The sequence below is a fragment of the Okeania sp. KiyG1 genome (assembly GCF_014132355.1).
GTDB lineage: Bacteria > Cyanobacteriota > Cyanobacteriia > Cyanobacteriales > Microcoleaceae > Okeania.
In genome coordinates this window covers 59,381-79,707 of record NZ_BLZO01000069.1, presented here as the reverse complement: position 1 = coordinate 79,707, position 20,327 = coordinate 59,381, and the positions used below count along the sequence as shown (strand labels likewise).

Below are 20,327 nucleotides of genomic sequence, written 5' to 3'. Positions count from 1 at the left end.
AAAACAATTGTAGTAACAGTTATTTTTATACCTCAAAAATAGCATTCTCAAACTTCAAACTAACTCTTCCAACCGCTATCTTCATAAAATTGAGTTAAAGGAATTTTCTTCAGGGGATTTTCACCCATCTCCACTGCTTTTTGGCAAAGCATTCTTAAAAATAGTTTGTGATTTTCAACATTAACTGGTTGAGGGTTCCAGTCTATATTAGAGGATTTTTCTGCTTCCATATTCAATGGAATATAACGGCCAACAGTTTCAAAGCGAGAATCACCTGATAGATGTTTTTTTCTTGGTATAAATACTACTGGTGTTCCCAGAGCAAGACATGGAGATGCACAATGTAATCTATTAGTAATTACTAAACTAGCTTTACTGTACATTTTTAGAAGTGAACGAGCTTTAAAAAGATGAATAAGATTTTCCAGCTCTTTATCCGTCCAAATTTTAGGGAAAAGAGAACTAAATTCTGAGTTGATAAAAATTTGTGGTATTTCTAAAATTTCTTGGAAACGCTCAATTCCACCTTCAATTGGACGTAAAATCTTACCCTTTTTTACTTTCATTAGAGTCAATAAATCTCGATAAGTTATATAATCAACATGGATGGCTTTTTCTTTGATCTCTTCAGGTAAAAGCTTTAATCCTCTTTCATCAAGATTAACTATATAAATTTTGCCTGTAGTTTTTTCTTTGATAGTTGGAAAACTTAAAGTTAAACATCCAGAATAATATGAATCTATATCATAAGACTTTAGTAAATTTAATGTTGAGCGATCGCGACAACCAATAGGTTGATGTTCTTTTAAATGCTTAACAACTTCATCCGTTAACATTTCTGGAGTCTTAATGTGAATTGAAATGTAAAAAGGAGTAATGTTAGGTGGTGGAGGTAGCATTCCTAAACTATACCACCCATTCATAATACAAAAAGAATCTGGTAAATCATTAGATATATTTTTTCCTTGTCGCCTTTCAAGATAATAATCAATTTTAGGCAGATACTGTACTGCGGCCAATGTTTGAATCATGTCTCCAACATTTACAGTTCCACCACTGGATTTACCTTGTTCATATTTTAACGCAGAGTACATAAAATTAAATCTCCTTTGATAATTATTTATTCCACTCAAAAGGTTTGTTAAATTCCCCCGCAATACGCTGAAATACTTCTAGTTTTTCTGATGATAACTCGTTCTTCCATCGTAAATCTAACTTTAACTTCAAACCCATATTGTCATAATAGTTTCCCTGACGTTGTTGCACCTGATTTTGAACTGCGGTAGCTTCTTCATTTCTATACTTTAAAATCAAGGAACGAGTTCCTGTATTTCCAGCAATAGGATGGTGGTCATGTTTCCAATATTGAGCCATTTCTGGCACATATTTTATCTGTAAAAGCTGACATAAACTTTGTAAAGTTTCCTGATTTTCTGTGATAAATTTTTCATAACGAATAACCATTTTCCGTTCAGAAGGAAACTTATCAAAAAATTCATTAGTTTCTTTAATTCTTTTAGCCCACTGATGACTAAATTCCGTAGCTGTAAGTCCAGGAGTAATTCTCAATTTTGAACTCATAGTAGCTCTACCATCACGAACCATGTGAATGAGATAATTTTGAATTTTTCCCGCAGTAAACTCTTTAGCTTTATATCGTTCTTTCACCCAATCAACTTCTTTACTCGAATCGATTAAAACTGTTTTAGATAGTTTCTCAAAAATTGATGAGTAAGCATTAAATACTCCATCTAGATGGAATATTTCTCTAACTTTTTTTTCTAGCTGAAGAGGAATTAATGGATTTAATCGGGTTTTACCTAAAACCGCAGTTAATCTGTCTAGTTCTGTTTTAGTAAATTGTTGTTCCCAGAATGAGCAAGTACCCAAACATATACCACAAAGAGCTTGCTTTTTTTTATAATATCGATATAATTTACTAATTTCTCCTAGTGCAAAACATTCAGGGTGACTGCCCAAAATCAACATCAATAATGTTGAACCTGTTCTACCACTACCTATAATAGATACAACTTTTTTAGTCATTTACTCCTCATTCATTTCCTGACTTTTTATAATGAAACAAAAACTTAAAAATTGTAATTAAAATACTTAATATCTTGATGATATCTTTCTTGAACTATTTCACGAATTTCATCATTATAATATTCTTGATAATTCCTGTGTTTGGATTTATGTGTAACATGAGGTAATTCCATATGTGGCAAATTTAAGTTACTCTTAAGTTGATTAAAATCATCCCCTAAAGATTCAAACTTACCAATAAAATCTACTATTATATTGCCCTCTTCATCTACTAAATAGTCTAATTGATTCCTCATATTTTTCATATTGTCTCTATGACTATTTTTGATAAAATCTTCAAAGCTATTGCAGTTTTTCAAGACATAAGAATAAAATTTACTGTTATGTGGACGATTAAGATATCGGTATTTTCTGTAGTTTCTAACAACTTTGTGCCATAAATTATAATTGGAGTAATTTTGGCTCATTTTTTCGTCTAAACAAATTCCTAAAATCATGCTGTACCAAGATACTAATCTATCCCAAGGATTTCTCACAAAAGCAAATTTATAGTATTCATTCCATTTATCAACTCCCAATATATCTCTACCTGTTATGGCAGAACCATGTTTATGCTGAGTAACAAGTTTTTCTAAGTCAGGTACATTTTTTTTTAAAGTCTCTGTGACACTTTGTCCTGCTGTTTTTTGTACATGAACAAAAATAAATTTATGTTTGTGAGATATTAGCATTTTGATTGTTTCTTAGTTATGAGGTTATTTAATTATTATTGTTTAAGTAACAAAAAATATTTTGACTTTTAATTCCACTCAAAAGGTTTGTTAGCTTCTCCGGCAATACGCTCAAATATTTCTAGTTTTTCTGGTGCTAGCTCTCTTTGCCAGCGTAAATCTAACTTTATAGCTATATCTACATTGCTATAGTAATCGTCATTGATTTTCTCTACTTTATTTTCTATTACCTGCTCTCGATAGCGACGAATTAGAGAATAAGTACCTTCATTACCAGAAATATCATAATGATCGTATTGCCAATACTCTATCATGGAAGGAACAAAATTTATACCTACAAAATCACAAATCCTTTCAACAGTTTGATGAGGATTACTCGCTAATTTTTCATAAGCAATCTCAATTCTTTTCTCAGGATTAAATTTTTCAAAAAAATCATTCCTTAGTTTACTTTTTTCTACCCATTCTGTTGCTACCTTAGCCATATCCCAATGAGGATATTTTCTGGAGTAAGAGTTAACAACAGCTCTACCATCACGAACTAAATGAATTAAATATGCTTCTACTTTTCCTGATGTAAATTCTTCAGCTTGAATTTTTTCTCCAATCCAAGGATAAGCTTTACTAGCATCAATAATAACGCTTTTATTCTCTAACTTGGAAAACATAAAAGAATAAGGATTAAAAATCTCATCTTTGTTGAATATTTGTCTAATTTTTTCTCAAACTTTAAAGGAATATTCTTATTTAAACGAGTATTTCCTAGAACACTAGCCAACTCATATAGTCCTTTTTCTCCAAAAGTTTTTTCCCAAAATTCAGATGTCTTATTCACACAATCAATAGGTTTTTGCTGACGATAACGATTGGGAAGACCGACTAATTCACCTGCGGAAAAACAGTCTGGATGACTTCCTAAAATTAGTGATAAAAGACTAGAACCAGAATGCCCACTTGACATGATAAATATGACTTTTTCTGCATAAATAATTATTCCTATAAACACAAAAATAAATAACAATAGTTTGTGATGAGTGTTGAACTTGATATAATCAAAAGCAGTGATTCAATTTAACTTCTATGACTAACGGTATATACACTGTAGCAAATGATGTTGTCTTCGATCAACTGGTAGCTCTACTCAATAGTATTGAGGTCAATGTTGGTACTGATACTCCAGTTTGTGTTATTGCTTATGACGATCGCACGGGAAAAGTCCAAGCTGATATAGAAAAGCGAAATAATGTCCAATTTTTAGACAATCCAGAAATATTTGCCCCCTGGGAAGAATTTTCTTACCAAGCTTGGAAAGGTCATCCAAATGCTTTGAGTATGTGGGCAGAAAAAGGGATTAAGGGAGTAAATCGAATTGGCATGAATCGTAGATATTGTGGCTTTGACTCTCAAGCTCCTTTTGAAAAGTTTATGTATTTTGATGCAGATATTCTGGTACTTAATTCTGTTGAATATATTTTTGAACAGTTGGATAAGGATGATTTTGTTGTCTATGATTTTCAGTATAAAGACCCCTCCCATATTTTTAATTTAGAGTCGTCTAAACTGTTTGATGTTTTTCCAGAGTCACGGATTAAGTCTGAAATTTTTTGTGCGGGATTTTATGCAGGAAAAAGAGGTTTATTCTCGGAAACTCAAAGACAGTTTCTAGTAGAAAAGCTTAACTCTGGAGAAGGAGAAGTTTTATATACATCCGCTCCAAACCAATCTTTACTCAACTATATGAAAATGCGATTGGATATTCCTGTTTATAATTTTGGTCTTGATTTACCACCAGAAAAAAGAACAGGTTGTTCTGTAACATCGCCTCATTTTGAAGAAAGGGACAATGTATTATATGATAAAGGAGAAAGACTGACATATCTTCATTATATTGGAGTTTCTTCTAAAAGGTTTGCTAGGCTTTGTCAGGGAGAAAATTTAGATTTTCCTTATCGAGATATTTTTCTCCACTATCGTTATCTCCATGAACCAGATAAAAGACCAAAATTTACTGGCAAACCAGAACCTTATAATCCGCCAGTAAACATAATGACTAAAATCTTCAAAAAACTGGGTTTAAATAGTTAAATAAAAAAGATAAAATAAATTTATATGGTAGATAAGAAACAGGGAGACGGTCAAACTATCCATTTGTGGAAAACTGTTCAATTTCTGATAATTTATTCCCGAAAATTACTCAAATTCACTGGTTAGTTAAAATTTGAAAATATGCCAGTAAATATAATGATTGAAATCTGCCAAAAAATGGAGAGAAATAACTAAGGAAAAAAAAGATAAAAAGCATCTATTTATGTTGTCGTAAACTACAGGGCGATCGCTAAAATTATCCATTTGTGAATGTTAAATTTCTGATGATGATTTCCCGAAAATCGCTAAAATATACAGGGCAACTAGAATCCGATAATCCGCCAGTAAATGTAATGACTAAAATCTGCCAAAAACAGGATTAAAATAGCTAAGGGAAAAAGACGAAAGGCATTTATATTATTGCTAACTACAGGGGGAATGCTCAAACTATCCATTTGTGGAAAACTGTTCAATTTCTGATGATTTATTCCCGAAAATTACTAAAATTTACTGGTTAGTTAAAATTTGAGAATATGCCAGTAAATATAATGATGAAAATCTGCCAAAAATTGGAGAGAAATAACTAAGGAAAAAAAGATAAAAAGCATCTATTTATGTTGTCGTAAACTACAGGGCGATCGCTAAAATTATCCATTTGTGGATGTTCAATTTCTGATAATTGATTCCCGAAAATCACTAAAATATACAGGGGAACTAGAATCCGATAATCCGCCAGTAAATGTAATGACTAAAATCTGCCAAAAACAGAGTTAAAATAGCTAAGGAAAAAAGATGAAAGGCATTTATATTATTGCTAACTATTGGGCAACCGCTCAAGCAATCCATTTTTAGAAAAGTCTGATATTTCTGATAATTTATTTCAGAAAATTACTAAAATATACTGGTTAGTTAAAATTTGAGAATCTGCCAGTAAATATAATGATGAAAATCTGCCAAAAATTGGAGAGAAATAACTAAGGAAAAAAAGATAAAAAGCATTTATATGGTCGTCAACTACTGGGCGATCGCTCAAACTATCCATTTGTGGAAAAGTCTTCAATTTCTGATGATGATTTCCCGAACAAACCAAATTTATAGGGAGACTAAAATTCGATAATCTGGCAGTAAATATAATCACTAAAATTTGCCAAAAACTAGGTAAAAATCCAGATAAACAATATGAAAGGAATTTTTGATGATTCTTTCCCCAAAAAATCAAAATTTGTAGGAAAATAAAAATCAGAGAATTTCCCAGTAAATATAATCACTAAAATCTGCCAAAAATTGGAGAGAAATAACTAAGGAAAAAATCATGAAAGGAATTTATATTGTCGCCAATGATAAAGTGCTTGATAATACGATCGCTCTGCTGAAAAGTATCCGATTATATGACACTGATACTCCAATTATCATGATACCTTTTGATGAAAATTATCAGCAGGTAGAAGAAATAGTTACGAGTAAATATGGTGTAGAAATTTATCCAGATTTAGAATTTGTAGATAATCTCTGCAACAATTTATATAACATTTTTGGTCAAGGTTTTTTCAATACTCCTAACAAACAAAAAAAACAAGCTTGTTGGTTCGGACCTTTCGATGAATTTCTCTATATTGATGTTGATATTGTTGTCTTTGAAAAAATTGCTGACAATCTCAAATATCTGGAAGATAATGACTTTCTGTGTTGCGACTATCAATATTTAAGTGGAATAAAAAATGTCTTTACATCCAAAGTTCTAGAAAATAAAATCTTCACTGAAGAACAACTTAAAGATGTATTTAATAGTGGGTGGTGGGCGTCAAAGAAAAACCTATTTACAGAAAATGAACTATATGAAACCTTTGCCGAATGTGCTGCTCATACCGAGTATTTCGACTTTTCTGAAAAAACCACAGACCAGCCCATTTTTAACTATATAGTATTAAAACATATTTCTCGGCGATTGAATCTAGTTAGACGGCCAGAAGGCAAAGGTCCCGGAAGTTGGGCAGGTAGTCCCCATTTTCAACAGGAAGGCGATCGCTTGATTGACCCTAAAGTAGGTAAACCCGTACAATATTTACATTGGGCAGGTTTTCGGATTGAACCAGGATGCCCTTATTGGGATATTTGGGAGCATTATCGATATCTGGGCGAAGCTAAACCTACTTACTATCCTCAGAAAACTGAAAAGGAAAAAAGTCCAAGAGAAAAATTTATTGATCGAGTCAAAAATATAGTTCGGCAAATTAAGAAAAGTTAGGGTCATTTCAGTTATCAGTTAGCCTCCGACCTAGGAGTTGCCTCTCTTAGAGGAGGTATCCTACAGAATGCTCCGCATTCATGTCGCGAAGCGAAACAGTACTTCCGACTCAAGGCGAAGGTTGAAATCTGAAAATTCCTTTTTTATTCCTTTCAAAGGGGAAGCTTGAGACCTTATTTCTTGGTCATAAAGACAGAAGAATAATTTTTAATATATTTCAGATGATTTGGAGTCAGAAAAAAACCATCCCTAAAATAAATTTCCCCTTAAAGATATAGAGTAGTAAATCAAAAAAGTTAAATAAAGAAGGCACAAAATTTTTTTTCAACAGGGATATATTGATAATTCAGATTTAGAAAAACTTGAAAGATTAAAAATATAGAGTTTATCTAGAAACATGATTTACACTTGTATTTTTTCCCTGTTACCTTTTCCTAGATGAGCTATTTCCTAAAACCTATATTTTTTTGCCCCTTACTTTTAATAACAATTGGTATATAAACCATTTTTCAAGTTACTTAAGTACTGTTTTGTTAGTTGATTTTATATTCCCTGGAACCAGATTTACTACTCATTACTTCCTCAAACAAAGAAATTTTGTACCTCACTCAGAGATGAGATGGGAATTGGTATATAAATTTCTATTCTAGGATTTATTCAAGATATTTTTGAGTTAGTATCCTTGTTATATTCAAAATTATTTCCTAATTTTGTCACTTCTTCAAATCAAATAATTTTCAGCATTTTTTATCGTTAAAATTTCTAGGTGAAAATATGACCGCCGAACAAAAAAAATTTTGTTTTTGTACTTTGGCACTAGGGCAAAGATATCGCGATATAGCCAAGGAGTTAGCTAAAGATTTGGAAACTAATGCTCCAGGAACTTCACTGGTAATTTATACAGAGAAACCTGATGATTTTAGTAGCTATAAAAATGTAATGGCTTTTAAACATTATCAGCAAGGAATTCTACATTGTTATAACGATAAAAGATTTCTCTGCCAGAAAGCAATATCATTATTTCCAGTAGCTATATATATAGATGCCGATACTAGAATTTTAGAATCATTACCAGAAGATATTGAATGGAAACCTGGGTTAACTGGACGCCATAAAAACTTAGTAGAACACGTTTCAAAATATCGAGCTTCTAGTTTACCAATATTGAAAAAATTGGCAGATAAGCTAAATATTTCTGATGATTCATTTAATAATTCTAGTTGGATAGGGGAATCTTTATTTATTATTTTTAGAGATAATGGTAAGGAAATAGCATTTTTGGAAACTTGGGGGAAAGTTTCTCGGTATGCAGAATTAAAAGGAATGCACGCTGGAGAAGGTAGTTTAATGGGGTTAGCTGCTGCAAAAGTAGGATGGGTTATTAATAGTGAAGCGTGGGAAAAAATTACTGGAGTGACTCAGCACTGGGATGCTTCTCGGAGTAAACCAAAAGCAACTTTTTGGAATAAACTACAAAAGAGAATGGGTTATCATTATCGTCTTAATAAAACTAGGATAATGGCTTTAAGAGATTTTGAATTTTATTATCGGTGAGGACTTTTCAGTAAGACTTAGGTGGTGTAGCATAAGTTGATGAAATTAGTATACACAGGAAAATATCATGACTCGTGGTATATATATCACTGCAAATAACAAAATGATAGAACAAGGTATTGCTCTATTAAAAAGTATCCGTAAGTATGATAGTGATACACCAATTATTTTGATTCCCTATGATGATAATTATCAAACAGTCGCAGAACGTTTTTCGAGAGATTATGGGGTCAAAATTTATCAATATTTAGAATTGATTAAAAGATTATCAAACAAAGTAAAACAAATTTTTGGTAATAATTTTTTGCCAGACCAAATCAGTTTCATAAGCAAGCTTGTTGGTTTGGAGAATTTGATAATTTTTATACATAGATACAGATATTGTTGTTTTTGATAAAATTATTGAAAATCTAAACTATCTAAATGAATATGATTTCTTGTGTTTTGATTATCAACATTTAGGCGGAATGAAAAATGTATTCACTCCAGAAATTTATCAAGTTTTTAGTCAAGATGAACTTAAGGATATTTTTAATGGAGGATGGTGGGCATCTAAAAAAGGTCTAATTTCAGAACAGGATTTGTATGATGTATTTGCTGAATGTGCAGCTCACCTAGAATACTTTGATTTCTCTCATAAAACTTCCGATCAACCAATTATTAATTATATGATGTTGAAGCGAATTAAAAGGCGTTTCAATATTGTTCGTAGACCAGGAAAAGCACCAGGAAGTTGGGCAGGTACATCACATTTTCATCGAGAAGGTGATAAGCTGATAGACCCAAATGTGAATCAACCTTTAGAGTATCTACATTGGGCAGGAATTCGGATTCAACCAGGGTGTCCTTATTGGGATATTTGGGAGCATTATCGATATCTGGGTGAAGCTAAACCTAATTACTATCCTCAAAAAACAGATAGGAAAAAAAGTTTAGGGCGAAAATTTATTGATAAAGTCAAAAAGATAGCGGGGCAAATAAAAAAAATTTACAGTAATTAACATGACCAAGGATTTTGAATGGTAGTTTTATAAAAAATTTATAGCTTTTACAGAACTTTTATGGGTGGGGTACAGTTTAATAATAATTTCTATTTCCTTATCCCTCAAGTATTCTAAGTGTGTGCCTCATCAACTCCGAAACTACTGCAAACATGATAAATGAGGTATTATAGATTGTTGTAAAGATCGATAATTTCTCTGTTATAAAACTTTATAATTATTGCAGGTAGCTATTTAAATTAACGTTAGTTTGATGAAACTAAAAGAGATTTAGAAGACTGTGCCTGTTAGAGAGTGTTTGTAAACCAAAGATTAAGACATCTAGAGTGCTTAATATTAGTCGGTTACGGCGGATAGTTAAGATTTTGGTGAGTCAACATAAGTATTGTCGCCTAACCTACCCTATGACTGGATTTAATATTCCTTTTACAAACAGTCTCTTATCTCGCAAAACAATTACAATCTAGTATTAAATGAGCTATAAATTTCTTCCAAGCCACTATATTAGATAACTAATTATCGATCTATGGATTCTATAAATTGGGCAGATGAATTTAAGTGACTTTCTCCATGCAAATCGGTTTATTGTTTTAGGAGGACATAAGTGTGGAACTTCCTCATTACACTCTTATCTAAAGCAACATCCAGAAATTATCATGCCTATAGATAAAGGACTGGACATATTAGGCCGTTCTAAATTAGATATTGAGGATTATAAAGCTTCATATGATACTCATCAAATTATCAATCAGAAAACTTTTGGTGAAGTTTCTAGTACTTATTGGAAGTCTGAAACAGCTTGCTTGTCAATAAAAAAATATTTTCCCAATGTTAAATTATTAGCTATGTTACGAAATCCCGTCGATAGAGCTTTCTCCCATTATCAAGTGCTTCCTGACCAAGGAAAATGTCAAGTTAAATGGGAAGATATTTGTCAAAATCCTCAAAATTTTAATACCAATAGAATATTAACAAACGGACTGTATTATAATCGTTTAAAATTATATTTAGATGAGTTTAAAGACAAGGAAATATGTGTTTTACTTTTCGATAGTTTTGTTGGAGATCAGAAAAAGTTTTTTTTCAAGTTATTTAACTTTGTTGGAGTCAATCAAAATTTTATTCCAGATACATCATATATTGTCCGTAAAGGAGGTCAAAAAAAAGGTGGTAAACTCCAAAAAATATTTTTATCAAACAATTTTCTGAGAACCACTGCCAAGACAATAATAAAACCTTTTACTAACGAAAAACAGAGGTATATGTTGGGCAAGAAATTAAGCAATCTTTTTGTTGTCAAAAGAAAATCACCTAATCAATTGAAGTCTAATTTAATAGACTATTATCGTGAAGATATTTTAAAAACACAAGATATTATTGATATTGACTTATCTCACTGGTTAAAAACTTAGGTACTCATTAACAATCTAATTATTGATAGATAGATAAACTTTAACTTTTTGATTGGTGTATCATTAAATAGTTATATTCCCAATTTGTGAGTCCGATAGCCAGGTCAAAAATAGGCATATCTAAACAGTAAATAATGTTTTAGATACCGTAGGTGCAGGTAAAAATTTATTGAACATTAAAAAAGGTAAAAGTAGTTTAGTAGGGCTACAAGGAAATTAATTTATTGATTGCTCCTGGAAAGAATTGCTCATAGAAATTGCACAGACAGTACAGAAACTTAAATTATTCAAGTTATTTTTACCATACTAAGTCCTATAGAAGTAATAGGGTAGTTGGGAAACAAAAAGTAAAACTTTTCAAATACTTACCAGATAAGCATTTAAGTTTTTGGGGTTCAAAAAACACGAACACCTTTAACTTATATAAGCTATGACAGTTATAGCTACTTTTTTTTGCCTTAATTCCCAAAAATTATCATCATAGTAGTTTGTACATTTCTGTGAAACAAAATACCAAGTAAACGCCAAAAATCACTACTTTTTAGCACTAACAAAAAACAATCTTGTTTGCCAAAAAAATCTAACTAATAGAGAGACTTTACCCATTCCCACTCTCTCTGCAACCCCTCTTTCAAAGAAACTTGAGGTTGATAACCCAAAATTTTCTGTGCTTTAGAAACATCAGCACTTGTATGACGAGCATCTCCCCTCGCTTTTTCCACAAAATTTTTCTTAATTGGACGCCCAACTATTTCCTCCATCATATTAATAACTTCTGCTAATACAACCCGACTACCCCCACCAATATTAAATACTTCACCCACTGCTTCCGGTACTGTACCTGCTAATAAGTTAGCTGCTACTGCATCACTAACAAAAGTAAAGTCTCTAGTTTGCTGACCATCTCCATAAATAGAAATTGGTTCATCTTGCAAAATCCACTTAAAAAATTTATGAAAGGCCATATCAGGTCGTTGCCGGGGACCGTATACTGTAAAGTAGCGTAAATATACGCAGGGTACGCCAAAATTCTGATGATACAACTTACCTAATTGTTCTGCTGCTAACTTAGTAATTCCATAAGGGGATACTGGTTGAGGACAAATAGTCTCAGGAGTGGGAAAAGTTTCAGCATTACCATATACAGAAGAAGTAGAAGCATAAACCAATCTTTTCAAATTAGGAGCATCTTTAGCCGCTTCTAAAATTATTTGAGTAGCATTTATATTACGTTCTGTATAAGCACGAAAACCTTCACCCCAACTAGCACGAACACCTGCTTGAGCCGCTTGATGATAAACTATATCTACATCTGCTAATAACTCTGACCAATTTAAAGATTGAATATCATTTTCTATTAGTTGGAAAGCGGAATTGTCTTTAAATTGAGAAATATTCTGACGTTTTAAAACAGGATCATAGTAATCATTAAATTGATCGATACCTATTACTTTTTCTCCTTGATTTAAAAGAGTTTCCGCTAAATGAGACCCAATAAACCCACCTACTCCTGTTACGATAATATTACTCATTTTTTCCTATATTCAAGTGGCTATTTTTTACTGAAAACGGGAGTCAATTTATCCTGATGTTGAAAAAAATCAACTCTCTTCTGTTATGCTCCGTTCCATCTTATCTAAAATTTTAGTAAACTGAATCCAGAGAACTACCCCAGTTGCGACAGTTAAAGGCAAACAAATAGAATAGGCAACTAAGTTAGTAAATCCAAATAATTGTAAACTTGAGGATAAAAATATTAATGCACCAATAGCAATACCTATATATGGAAGCTGTAATGTTAATCCTCTTATACTAACTATATTACAAGTAGAAGGATTTGCTGACCAATCTTGAACCAGTTGCTTAATTAATTTGGCAAATACTATTCCTGAAGATAAACTCATGAATAAACCAACTGCGATTAAAAAATAGGGAGGTTGAGGGAGATTATACACAAATATTTCCTTGATTTATATTAATTAATTATTTGAGGGATATATACTACTTAATTATAGAATTATTTATCGAAGAAGTATTTTTTTATATATAATCATCTAGTGCTAAAGTATTAACAGGTATGGGGATATTCAAATCATGGTCTTTTTGAATATACTTTTCTATTCGTTCTTGGCAATATGATAAACTAATATCTTGTTCGCTAGTATATTTTCTTTATGCTTTTTCTTTGATTAATTTTTTGACTATACATGTTCTTGGTTGCATCAGTTAGAGTAATATTTAGTTGCTCAAAAAGTGATTCAACATTAGTAAAATTATTTAAAGTTTCTAAACGTACTTCATAGGTATTTATCTCTGGATATTCTTGCTGAAACCTCTTTGCTCTAGCTTCTATATCAATTAAATAGGCTATAGATAAATCCCACTGGTCTAAGTTTTGATCGACATCAATACAGGGAATAGCTGCAGTAGCAGCATTAGGACTAGACATCCAAGACTTCCAATGTCGATTTCTCTCAGAAAAATATCCTAGTTCAATAAAACTTTTCAACACCCTTGGTAAATAGCGACGCAAAATAATAACTTTTACTTTGGGAAATTCCTGAACAACAACATCAAAAAAAGTTTTAATAAACATATGGTTGGTTTCACAGTATATCTTGTCATCAGGAAGTTGTAATAGTTGATCTTTAATAGCAGCATTTTTCAACTTTCTTTTTAAAAAGAAGTTGTATAGTTAGATTTATTAATCATCTTTAAATACTGGTGCGTCATAGAAGGTTTTGGTTCGTGATAACTAACAACCTCTTCAGCAGTTCCTAAAAGTGCTGATAAATAATTAGAACCAGAACGCCCAGAATTAATACAAAATATCAGTTGATGACTAAGTATTTTATTACGATTAATTAAATGCTGAATTTTTTGAACAATTCTTATTTTACTCCGAATTTTACTAACAAATAAGTTTTGTTTAGCTATGTTCTTAAGATTTTTCATTATCTTTCATTGTTTTTGTGTTTTTTTAATACTTAAATAAAGCAGATTATATAGCAGTACCTTCTTTGATTAGGACAATAAATCTGGGTTGTTTGCGCAGCATTCCGGTAGGAAAAGCAACAGACAACAGGTAAAAAAAGAATATCCTAATCTTAAAGCAAAAGCATTGTGTCATACACAAATAATTCATTGATTTATACTAATTTCAATTATCTATTTAGTAATAGATACTACTGAATTACAGAACTACTTATTAGAAAAGTGTTTTCTTGGCACTCAAAATCTTACTTTACAAGAATTTAAAAATTAATTTTTATCTGTAATGCAGTAATATCAATACATCAATTAATTGATTCTCTTTTTGAGCAATAATAATTCAAGTATAAGAGTCATTTAATTACAAATTAACAGAATATTTTAGGGGAAAATTATGACTACTTATTCCTGATTTTCCTGATGATTAATCTGTAAAATAAACTCTTCAATTCTGACTCCTAACTCCTGACTCCTGACTCCTTGCTTGAGAATTTGTCATGGCCATTACAGAAGGTAAAATTGCAGTAGCTCTCTGTGTAGAAAATTCAGCTAGAGCACCTAAAGCAATATCAAACAAACGACTTGGTTGAAAGTCATCTTGAATTAAACCCCACAAACGACTAACTTCTTCGGTGTGAATTCGGTCGTCTTCTACCATTGCTAGTATCAATTTTTTTCGGAGAAATTCGCCTTCTTCACTCAAGAGATATTGTAAACCTAATTGAGCAGTAGGTAGTATATCAAAATTTTGGTCTGTTTGAGCTATGCCAATCAAATTTTCTAACCTTTGCCACTGGAATTTTCCATCTTTAAACAATACCTCAATTAACCTACGACGTAATGCTGGGGACTCACCTTTTAATAATCTTCTTGCCACATAAGGATAAGCAATATCAACTATTCTGAAATTTGGATTTAGAGAAAGAGCTAAACCTTCCTCGGTAACTAAAGAACGAATAATTAAGGCAAACTTAGCCGGAACTCGGAATGGATATTCAAACATTAACTCCGAGAACTTATCTGTAATTGTCTTAAAGTTAAAATCCTTAACTTTCTCACCCATAATATTTCCCAGCACTATTTCTAAAGCTGGTACAATTGGCTGAATATCTACATCAGGTGCCAAAAACCCAAGTTTGACAAAATCTTTAGCCAACTCTTGATAATCTTTATTAATCAAATGAATGACTGAATCAACCAAATTTTCTTTAGTATCCTGCTCCAATTGATCCATCATGCCAAAATCAATGTAGGCCATTCGACCATCTTTTAAGGCAAATAAGTTACCGGGATGAGGGTCTGCATGAAAAAAGCCAAATTCTAGTAATTGACGTAGACCGCTAGTAACACCTACAGTAATCAAAGTATCAGTATCAAGACCTGCTGCTTTAATTTGTTCGGTATCTAATAATTTCAGACCATCAATCCATTCCAGGGTCAAAACATGGATGGTAGTATAACGCCAAAATATTGATGGTACTTTCACGCTTGGGTCATCGGCAAAATAGGTCGCAAATCTTTCTGCATTTCGTCCTTCATTGATATAGTCAATCTCTTCAAATAGCTTTGTGCCAAATTCATCTACAATCAGAGATAAATCGTGGCCAAGATTCAGAGGCAACCAGGGAGCTAACCAAGTTGCTGACCACCGCATTAAGAATAAATCGAGAGTAATAATGGGCAATAAGTTTGGTCGTTGAACTTTTACTGCTACTACTTCTCCGCTCTGAAGACGTGCCTGATAAACTTGACCCAGACTAGCTGCTGCAACTGGTCTGGGAGAAATTTCGCTGTATATGTTGTTGATGTTTTGGCCTAACTCTGTTTCTATAATTGAGATGGCTTTCTGATTATCAAAAGGTGGTAACTGGTCTTGTAATTTTGTTAGTTCTTCTAAAAAGTCTTTACGAATTAAATCGGGTCTTGTGGATAATGCTTGGCCTACTTTAATAAATGTTGGTCCTAAGCGAGTTAGAATTTTTCGCAGTTGGGTAGCTCGTTCGGGAGTATCTTCAACTTTGTCATATTGCCATTTATCCCATAAAACTCCTAGTAGAAAACTAGCAAAGGACAAAAGTATAACGAGAAATCTCCAAATTACTAACCAGGGACGGTAACGGTAATATTTAGCGATCGCTTCTGGGTCGTATCGTCTTGTTGAATTAAAGTGATTGTCATCCACTTTTAATATTTTCCTCTTAAATTTTATATTTTTATTTATTGAGTTGAGTTAAAGAAGCACTCAGCACTCAGCACTCAGCTTTGTTCATTTTTTTAACGTGGGAGAAGGGGATACACTACTCCTCCTAAACTATCGCTTGTGGTTGTCGGGAATTTTAACCAAAGCTGCTAAAAGCTGATAGCTAGTTACACATGACTTAGGTATGTTTAGCTTTTTTCTGGTAAATCGCTATATATAGTGTGGCACTATAGTTTTTGTTTACTATATATAGGGTTTTTGTGTAAGTCATTTGAAAAAAGGGGTGGTATTTCTCCTTGGCTTTTTCTGGCAAATCGCTATATATAGTGTGGTACTATAGTTTTTGACTATATATAGAGTTTTTGTGTAAGTCATTTGAAAAAGGGGGTGGTATTTCTCCTTGGCTTTTTCTGGCAAATCGCTATATATAGTGTGGTACTATAGTTTTTGACTATATATAGGGTTTTTGTGTAAGTCATTTGAAAAAAGGGGGTGGTATTTCTCCTTGGCTTTTTTCTGGCAAATCGCTATATATAGTGTGGCACTATAGTTTTTTTTGACTATATATAGAGTTTTTGTGTAAGTCATCTGAAAAAAGGAGGTGGTATTTCTCCTTGGCTTTTTTCTGGCAAATCGCTATATATAGTGTGGCACTATAGTTTTTTTTGACTATATATAGAGTTTTTGTGTAAGTCGTCTGAAAAAAGGGGGTGGTATTTCACCTTGGCTTTTTTCTGGCAAATCGCTATATATAGTGTGGCACTATAGTTTTTGACTATATATAGAGTTTTTGTGTAAGTCGTCTGAAAAAGGGGGTGGTATTTCACCTTGGCTTTTTCTGGCAAATCATATATATAGTGTGGCACTATAGTTTTTGACTATATATAGGGTTTTTGTGTAAGTCATTTGAAAAAAGGGGTGGTATTTCACCTTGGCTTTTTCTGGCAAATCGCTATATATAGTGTGGCACTATAGTTTTTTGACTATATATAGAGTTTTTGTGTAAGTCGTCTGAAAAAAGGGGGTGGTATTTCACAACAAAAATAAGTCAAGGATATTGACAGTTTCTAAGTAACGGGCAATTGTTACTTTATCTGTATTTAGCTATATTTCTAGAGCTTAGAGCTGAAATTTTTCCTTCATCTTTTTGTTGTTTGTTGTACCTTTTTTCTTCTTAACTAATGGCAGATTTTGAGTGATTCAAAAGGTATAAAAAAAATTTATCCCTGCTGTCTTAAATTAAATTATTTTTCTTTTTATTAAGTATAGTATACAAAACTACAAATTTCAAAAATAAATTTTAAAGAAATATTAAAGTCAACACTATCAGAACTTACCGAAAAATTAAGGTATAAAGCCTCTCCATTCATGGAGAAAAAAGCGGTCGAGGGATGGCGAGGTCTCCTCGCCATATCCAATCGACCAAGAGAAGAAAAAAATTCCTTTTACAGCAGTTTTTAAATCGGTAAACCACAGTTAAAAAGTTAGGTGGTAGGTGAAGCGGTGGTCAGCGAAACGAGGACTGCAAATTCCACAATAGATGGCTGACTTTGTGGTCTACTCGAATGAAAAGCGCTGTAACCCAATCCTCTTCTTTTCAAGAAGAGGTAATTCTAAATTCTAAATTCTAAATTCTAAATTATTGAAGCATTTTTCCAACAAAAACACTATATATACCATAGTGCTATAGTTTTTATCTGCTATATGTAGTGCCTTGCCGTAATTCCTGACTATCAAAGTTCCTGTAAACAATCCTTCAAAGCAAATATAACTTGTTCTTGTTGTGGAGTAGAAAGTTCCGGAAATATAGGCAAGGACAAAACCTGATGACAAACTTGTTCTACCACTGGCAACTGACGGAATGCCAAAAATTTGTAAACTGGCTGTAAATGTAAAGGAGTAGGATAGTAAACCATTGAACCTATTCCTTTGTTTTGTAACTGAATACGAATCCAATTACGCAGAGAATTAGAAAAACGAGACTTTACTGTAGCTTCTAAATCTTGACTTTTGAGCCTAATCGTGTATTGATTCCAAACACATCTACTACCAGTCAACTCTTGAGGAGGAACTACAGCATTTATTCCACTCATAAATTCAAGGTAACGATCTGCTAAATCCCGACGTTGCTCGTTCCAACTATCTAGATAACGCAACTTAACTTGTAGAATTGCAGCTTGTATGGTGTCCAACCGACTATTAATACCGATATGTTCATAAAAATATTTAGCAGACTGTCCATGATTTTTGAGCATCCGTACTTGGTCAGCGATCGCCGAGTTATTAGTAGTTAAAGCACCCCCATCTCCAAAAGCTCCCAAATTTTTAGTAGGAAAAAAACTAAAACAACCGATATCACCAAAACTTCCTACTTTTTTTCCTGACCATTCAGCCCCTGTAGCTTGGGCACAATCTTCTATAACTATTAAATTATGGGAACGAGCGATCGCCATTAACCGGGTCATATCTACTGGTTGACCAAATAAATGTACTGGCAAAATAGCCTTTGTTTTTTCAGTAATTGCTGATTGGAGTTGTTCAATATCTAGGTTAAAAGTCTGGGGGTCAATATCAATAAAAACTGGTGTTGCTCCGACAGCACTTATTACTTCAGCGGTAGCGAAAAAAGTAAAAGGAGTAGTAATTACTTCATCACCAGGGCCAATATTTACAGCTCGTAAAGCTAGAAATAGAGCATCAGTGCCAGAGTTACAGGATACACAATGAGATACATCTATATAGTTAGCAAATTGTTGTTCAAATTCATCAACAATAGAGCCACCAATATAGCGACCAGAGCTGAGTACTTCTTGGACTCTGGTGTTTATTTCTTCAGCGATTGATTTATACTGTTGTGTTAAATCTAGGGGAGGAATATTAGTCATATTTAGAGTGAGAAATTAAAGAATAAAAGGCTAGTAAAATTTATTGATATGATAACTGACTTAGAAAATCAAGCTACTGTTAACGTGAGTCTTGTAATAGCAATCCTAAATCATTTGTGATAATTTTATTGCTTCGGTGTTTTTCCCATACCTGTTCCCTATTCCCTATTTCCTAAAATCTACAATATCTCACAACTCAAATAAGATTGCTAAAATACAATTTTAGCTACAATCTAAGGATAGATATTTTCTAGTATTAACTCAATCAAAAATTTACCTAATCTATAACTTTAGGTAGTAGTATATTTCTTTTTATATTTGATATATTTGCATCTAGAATAAATGCTTTAATTTATTGCTAATACAAGTAAATTTTTAATTTTTCTAAGAGTAATTAGAGGTGCCTATTACTTAACATATATTAGGAGAATACAATGTCAAAATATTCTGTGATAACAGTTGATAACAAAGAAACTGGAAAAAAAGAGAATGTGTATTGGAATGAAGAAAAATATTACTATGGTGAAAAGTTAATAGAGAGTATACAAAAGAGATGTGCCGAACGCTTTGGTGGTTTAGTTTGGCAAGTACTAACTGATACTCATAAGTCAGGTCTTGAAAATCCTCCTGAACCAGCTATAGATTATGATGACTTGAGTGAGGCTATTAGCTAATATTAAAGTTAATTCCAAGTATCTTTAAAGTTAATTCAAAGGTAAGAATTAAGCAGTCAGCTATGACCTATTAGCTTTATTACTTTTAAAGGAGAAAAAAGCAATTTTATCAAAGCTTTAGAGTACGAATATCTGGTTGATAATGTAGTAGAAATTAAATGAATGCTTGCTTTATTGATTAGACATCTCCAATCATAAAAAATCCAATCAATTATTGCACAGCAATTATCAATTCTTTCCCCCTATTCCCTACTCCCTATCCATGAAGGAGATGTCTATTTAAAAGCTGTTTGCGCAGCATGACAAACGCAATAGCTAACCGCATAGCTAACCGCTAAAAGCTGTTTGCGCAGCATTCCGCAGGAAATGCTTACATTTAAAGAATCCTCATATCTGTAATTCTAATTAACTTAACTATTCCTAGCTAAGTCTTCTAAAAATTAGAATTTCAGAATATACATTAATATAAATTAGTCATACCTAACTAGAAAGCATAATGCTTT

19 protein-coding genes are annotated in these 20,327 nt (G+C 32.4%); 7 read left to right on the top strand and 12 right to left on the bottom strand.

What is annotated here, in order from left to right; genetic code table 11:
- Positions 1–59 precede the first annotated feature (59 nt).
- The 5 genes from SAGCYANO_RS14510 to SAGCYANO_RS14490 all read right to left on the bottom strand — a co-directional run bounded on the left by SAGCYANO_RS14510 (position 60) and on the right by SAGCYANO_RS14490 (position 3,798).
- Complete coding sequence (locus SAGCYANO_RS14510) at positions 60–1,094, bottom strand: polysaccharide pyruvyl transferase family protein (RefSeq protein WP_202220723.1); 1,035 nt, start codon at positions 1,092–1,094, stop codon at positions 60–62.
- A gap of 22 nt (positions 1,095–1,116) precedes the next feature.
- Complete coding sequence (locus SAGCYANO_RS14505; RefSeq protein ID WP_202220722.1) at positions 1,117–2,046, bottom strand: sulfotransferase; 930 nt, start codon at positions 2,044–2,046, stop codon at positions 1,117–1,119.
- Positions 2,047–2,090: 44 nt separating this feature from the next.
- Entirely contained in the window at positions 2,091–2,777 is a 687-nt protein-coding gene (locus tag SAGCYANO_RS14500; RefSeq protein WP_202220721.1) for a sulfotransferase family 2 domain-containing protein, read from the bottom strand.
- A 68-nt stretch (positions 2,778–2,845) separates the two neighbouring features.
- Complete coding sequence (locus SAGCYANO_RS14495) at positions 2,846–3,445, bottom strand: sulfotransferase (protein WP_202220720.1); 600 nt, start codon at positions 3,443–3,445, stop codon at positions 2,846–2,848.
- A complete protein-coding gene (locus SAGCYANO_RS14490) occupies positions 3,430–3,798 on the bottom strand; it encodes a hypothetical protein (RefSeq protein ID WP_202220719.1) in 369 nt (122 codons plus the stop codon). Before SAGCYANO_RS14490 ends, SAGCYANO_RS14495 begins: the two co-directional genes overlap by 16 nt.
- 59 nt (positions 3,799–3,857) lie before the next feature.
- On the opposite strand from SAGCYANO_RS14490, the gene SAGCYANO_RS14485 reads away from it, so the two are divergent.
- A complete protein-coding gene (locus SAGCYANO_RS14485) occupies positions 3,858–4,862 on the top strand; it encodes an Npun_R2821/Npun_R2822 family protein (protein WP_202220718.1) in 1,005 nt (334 codons plus the stop codon).
- Positions 4,863–5,742: 880 nt separating this feature from the next.
- Here SAGCYANO_RS14485 and SAGCYANO_RS14480 read toward each other — a convergent pair.
- Positions 5,743–6,081 carry a hypothetical protein gene (locus tag SAGCYANO_RS14480; protein ID WP_202220717.1) on the bottom strand — a complete coding sequence of 113 codons (339 nt, stop codon included), beginning with the start codon at positions 6,079–6,081 and terminating at the stop codon, positions 5,743–5,745.
- Positions 6,082–6,171: 90 nt separating this feature from the next.
- Between SAGCYANO_RS14480 and SAGCYANO_RS14475 the strand changes: the two genes are divergently transcribed.
- From SAGCYANO_RS14475 to SAGCYANO_RS14460, 5 genes are all read left to right on the top strand, one after another.
- The gene (locus tag SAGCYANO_RS14475) at positions 6,172–7,107 is read left to right on the top strand and encodes an Npun_R2821/Npun_R2822 family protein (protein WP_202220735.1); all 936 of its coding nucleotides are present in this window, start codon (positions 6,172–6,174) and stop codon (positions 7,105–7,107) included.
- 774 nt (positions 7,108–7,881) lie between these two features.
- Positions 7,882–8,661 carry a hypothetical protein gene (locus SAGCYANO_RS14470; protein WP_202220716.1) on the top strand — a complete coding sequence of 260 codons (780 nt, stop codon included), beginning with the start codon at positions 7,882–7,884 and terminating at the stop codon, positions 8,659–8,661.
- 67 nt (positions 8,662–8,728) lie between these two features.
- Positions 8,729–9,055 (top strand): hypothetical protein, encoded by a 327-nt coding sequence (locus SAGCYANO_RS49255; RefSeq protein ID WP_307785897.1) that lies wholly within the window; start codon positions 8,729–8,731, stop codon positions 9,053–9,055.
- 73 nt (positions 9,056–9,128) lie between these two features.
- A complete protein-coding gene (locus SAGCYANO_RS49250) occupies positions 9,129–9,662 on the top strand; it encodes a hypothetical protein (protein WP_307785896.1) in 534 nt (177 codons plus the stop codon).
- Between the two features lie 548 nt (positions 9,663–10,210).
- Positions 10,211–11,074, top strand: a complete 864-nt coding sequence (locus SAGCYANO_RS14460) for a sulfotransferase domain-containing protein (RefSeq protein WP_202220715.1) — start codon at positions 10,211–10,213, stop codon at positions 11,072–11,074.
- Positions 11,075–11,658: 584 nt separating this feature from the next.
- On the opposite strand, the gene SAGCYANO_RS14455 is transcribed toward SAGCYANO_RS14460, so the two are convergent.
- The 6 genes from SAGCYANO_RS14455 to SAGCYANO_RS14430 form a co-directional block, all read right to left on the bottom strand.
- The gene (locus SAGCYANO_RS14455; protein ID WP_202220714.1) at positions 11,659–12,606 is read right to left on the bottom strand and encodes an NAD-dependent epimerase/dehydratase family protein; all 948 of its coding nucleotides are present in this window, start codon (positions 12,604–12,606) and stop codon (positions 11,659–11,661) included.
- A gap of 69 nt (positions 12,607–12,675) precedes the next feature.
- On the bottom strand, positions 12,676–12,978 hold the full coding sequence (locus SAGCYANO_RS14450) for a hypothetical protein (RefSeq protein ID WP_237396168.1): 303 nt from the start codon (positions 12,976–12,978) through the stop codon (positions 12,676–12,678).
- A gap of 254 nt (positions 12,979–13,232) precedes the next feature.
- Positions 13,233–13,670: a hypothetical protein gene (locus SAGCYANO_RS14445; protein ID WP_237396167.1), complete on the bottom strand. Its 438-nt coding sequence runs from the start codon at positions 13,668–13,670 to the stop codon at positions 13,233–13,235.
- An 80-nt stretch (positions 13,671–13,750) separates the two neighbouring features.
- The gene (locus SAGCYANO_RS14440; protein WP_202220711.1) at positions 13,751–14,029 is read right to left on the bottom strand and encodes a hypothetical protein; all 279 of its coding nucleotides are present in this window, start codon (positions 14,027–14,029) and stop codon (positions 13,751–13,753) included.
- A gap of 481 nt (positions 14,030–14,510) precedes the next feature.
- Positions 14,511–16,247, bottom strand: a complete 1,737-nt coding sequence (locus SAGCYANO_RS14435; protein ID WP_202220710.1) for an AarF/ABC1/UbiB kinase family protein — start codon at positions 16,245–16,247, stop codon at positions 14,511–14,513.
- Between the two features lie 1,751 nt (positions 16,248–17,998).
- On the bottom strand, positions 17,999–19,150 hold the full coding sequence (locus SAGCYANO_RS14430; RefSeq protein ID WP_202220709.1) for a DegT/DnrJ/EryC1/StrS aminotransferase family protein: 1,152 nt from the start codon (positions 19,148–19,150) through the stop codon (positions 17,999–18,001).
- Positions 19,151–19,584: 434 nt separating this feature from the next.
- Between SAGCYANO_RS14430 and SAGCYANO_RS14425 the strand changes: the two genes are divergently transcribed.
- Positions 19,585–19,824 (top strand): hypothetical protein, encoded by a 240-nt coding sequence (locus SAGCYANO_RS14425; RefSeq protein WP_202220708.1) that lies wholly within the window; start codon positions 19,585–19,587, stop codon positions 19,822–19,824.
- The last annotated feature ends 503 nt before the right edge of the window (positions 19,825–20,327 follow it).

Bases quoted from the DNA above. Each gene is read 5' to 3' on its own strand.
- SAGCYANO_RS14430 (WP_202220709.1), bottom strand. From the start codon at position 19,150: ATGACTAATATTCCTCCCCTAGATTTAACACAACAGTATAAATCAATC.
- SAGCYANO_RS49255 (WP_307785897.1), top strand. From the start codon at position 8,729: ATGACTCGTGGTATATATATCACTGCAAATAACAAAATGATAGAACAA.
- SAGCYANO_RS14440 (WP_202220711.1), bottom strand. From the start codon at position 14,029: ATGAAAAATCTTAAGAACATAGCTAAACAAAACTTATTTGTTAGTAAA.
- SAGCYANO_RS14445 (WP_237396167.1), bottom strand. From the start codon at position 13,670: ATGTTTATTAAAACTTTTTTTGATGTTGTTGTTCAGGAATTTCCCAAA.
- SAGCYANO_RS14495 (WP_202220720.1), bottom strand. From the start codon at position 3,445: ATGTTTTCCAAGTTAGAGAATAAAAGCGTTATTATTGATGCTAGTAAA.
- SAGCYANO_RS14485 (WP_202220718.1), top strand. From the start codon at position 3,858: ATGACTAACGGTATATACACTGTAGCAAATGATGTTGTCTTCGATCAA.
- SAGCYANO_RS14505 (WP_202220722.1), bottom strand. From the start codon at position 2,046: ATGACTAAAAAAGTTGTATCTATTATAGGTAGTGGTAGAACAGGTTCA.
- SAGCYANO_RS14425 (WP_202220708.1), top strand. From the start codon at position 19,585: ATGTCAAAATATTCTGTGATAACAGTTGATAACAAAGAAACTGGAAAA.
- SAGCYANO_RS14510 (WP_202220723.1), bottom strand. From the start codon at position 1,094: ATGTACTCTGCGTTAAAATATGAACAAGGTAAATCCAGTGGTGGAACT.
- SAGCYANO_RS14450 (WP_237396168.1), bottom strand. From the start codon at position 12,978: ATGAGTTTATCTTCAGGAATAGTATTTGCCAAATTAATTAAGCAACTG.
- SAGCYANO_RS14500 (WP_202220721.1), bottom strand. From the start codon at position 2,777: ATGCTAATATCTCACAAACATAAATTTATTTTTGTTCATGTACAAAAA.
- SAGCYANO_RS14455 (WP_202220714.1), bottom strand. From the start codon at position 12,606: ATGAGTAATATTATCGTAACAGGAGTAGGTGGGTTTATTGGGTCTCAT.
- SAGCYANO_RS49250 (WP_307785896.1), top strand. From the start codon at position 9,129: ATGAAAAATGTATTCACTCCAGAAATTTATCAAGTTTTTAGTCAAGAT.
- SAGCYANO_RS14470 (WP_202220716.1), top strand. From the start codon at position 7,882: ATGACCGCCGAACAAAAAAAATTTTGTTTTTGTACTTTGGCACTAGGG.
- SAGCYANO_RS14460 (WP_202220715.1), top strand. From the start codon at position 10,211: ATGAATTTAAGTGACTTTCTCCATGCAAATCGGTTTATTGTTTTAGGA.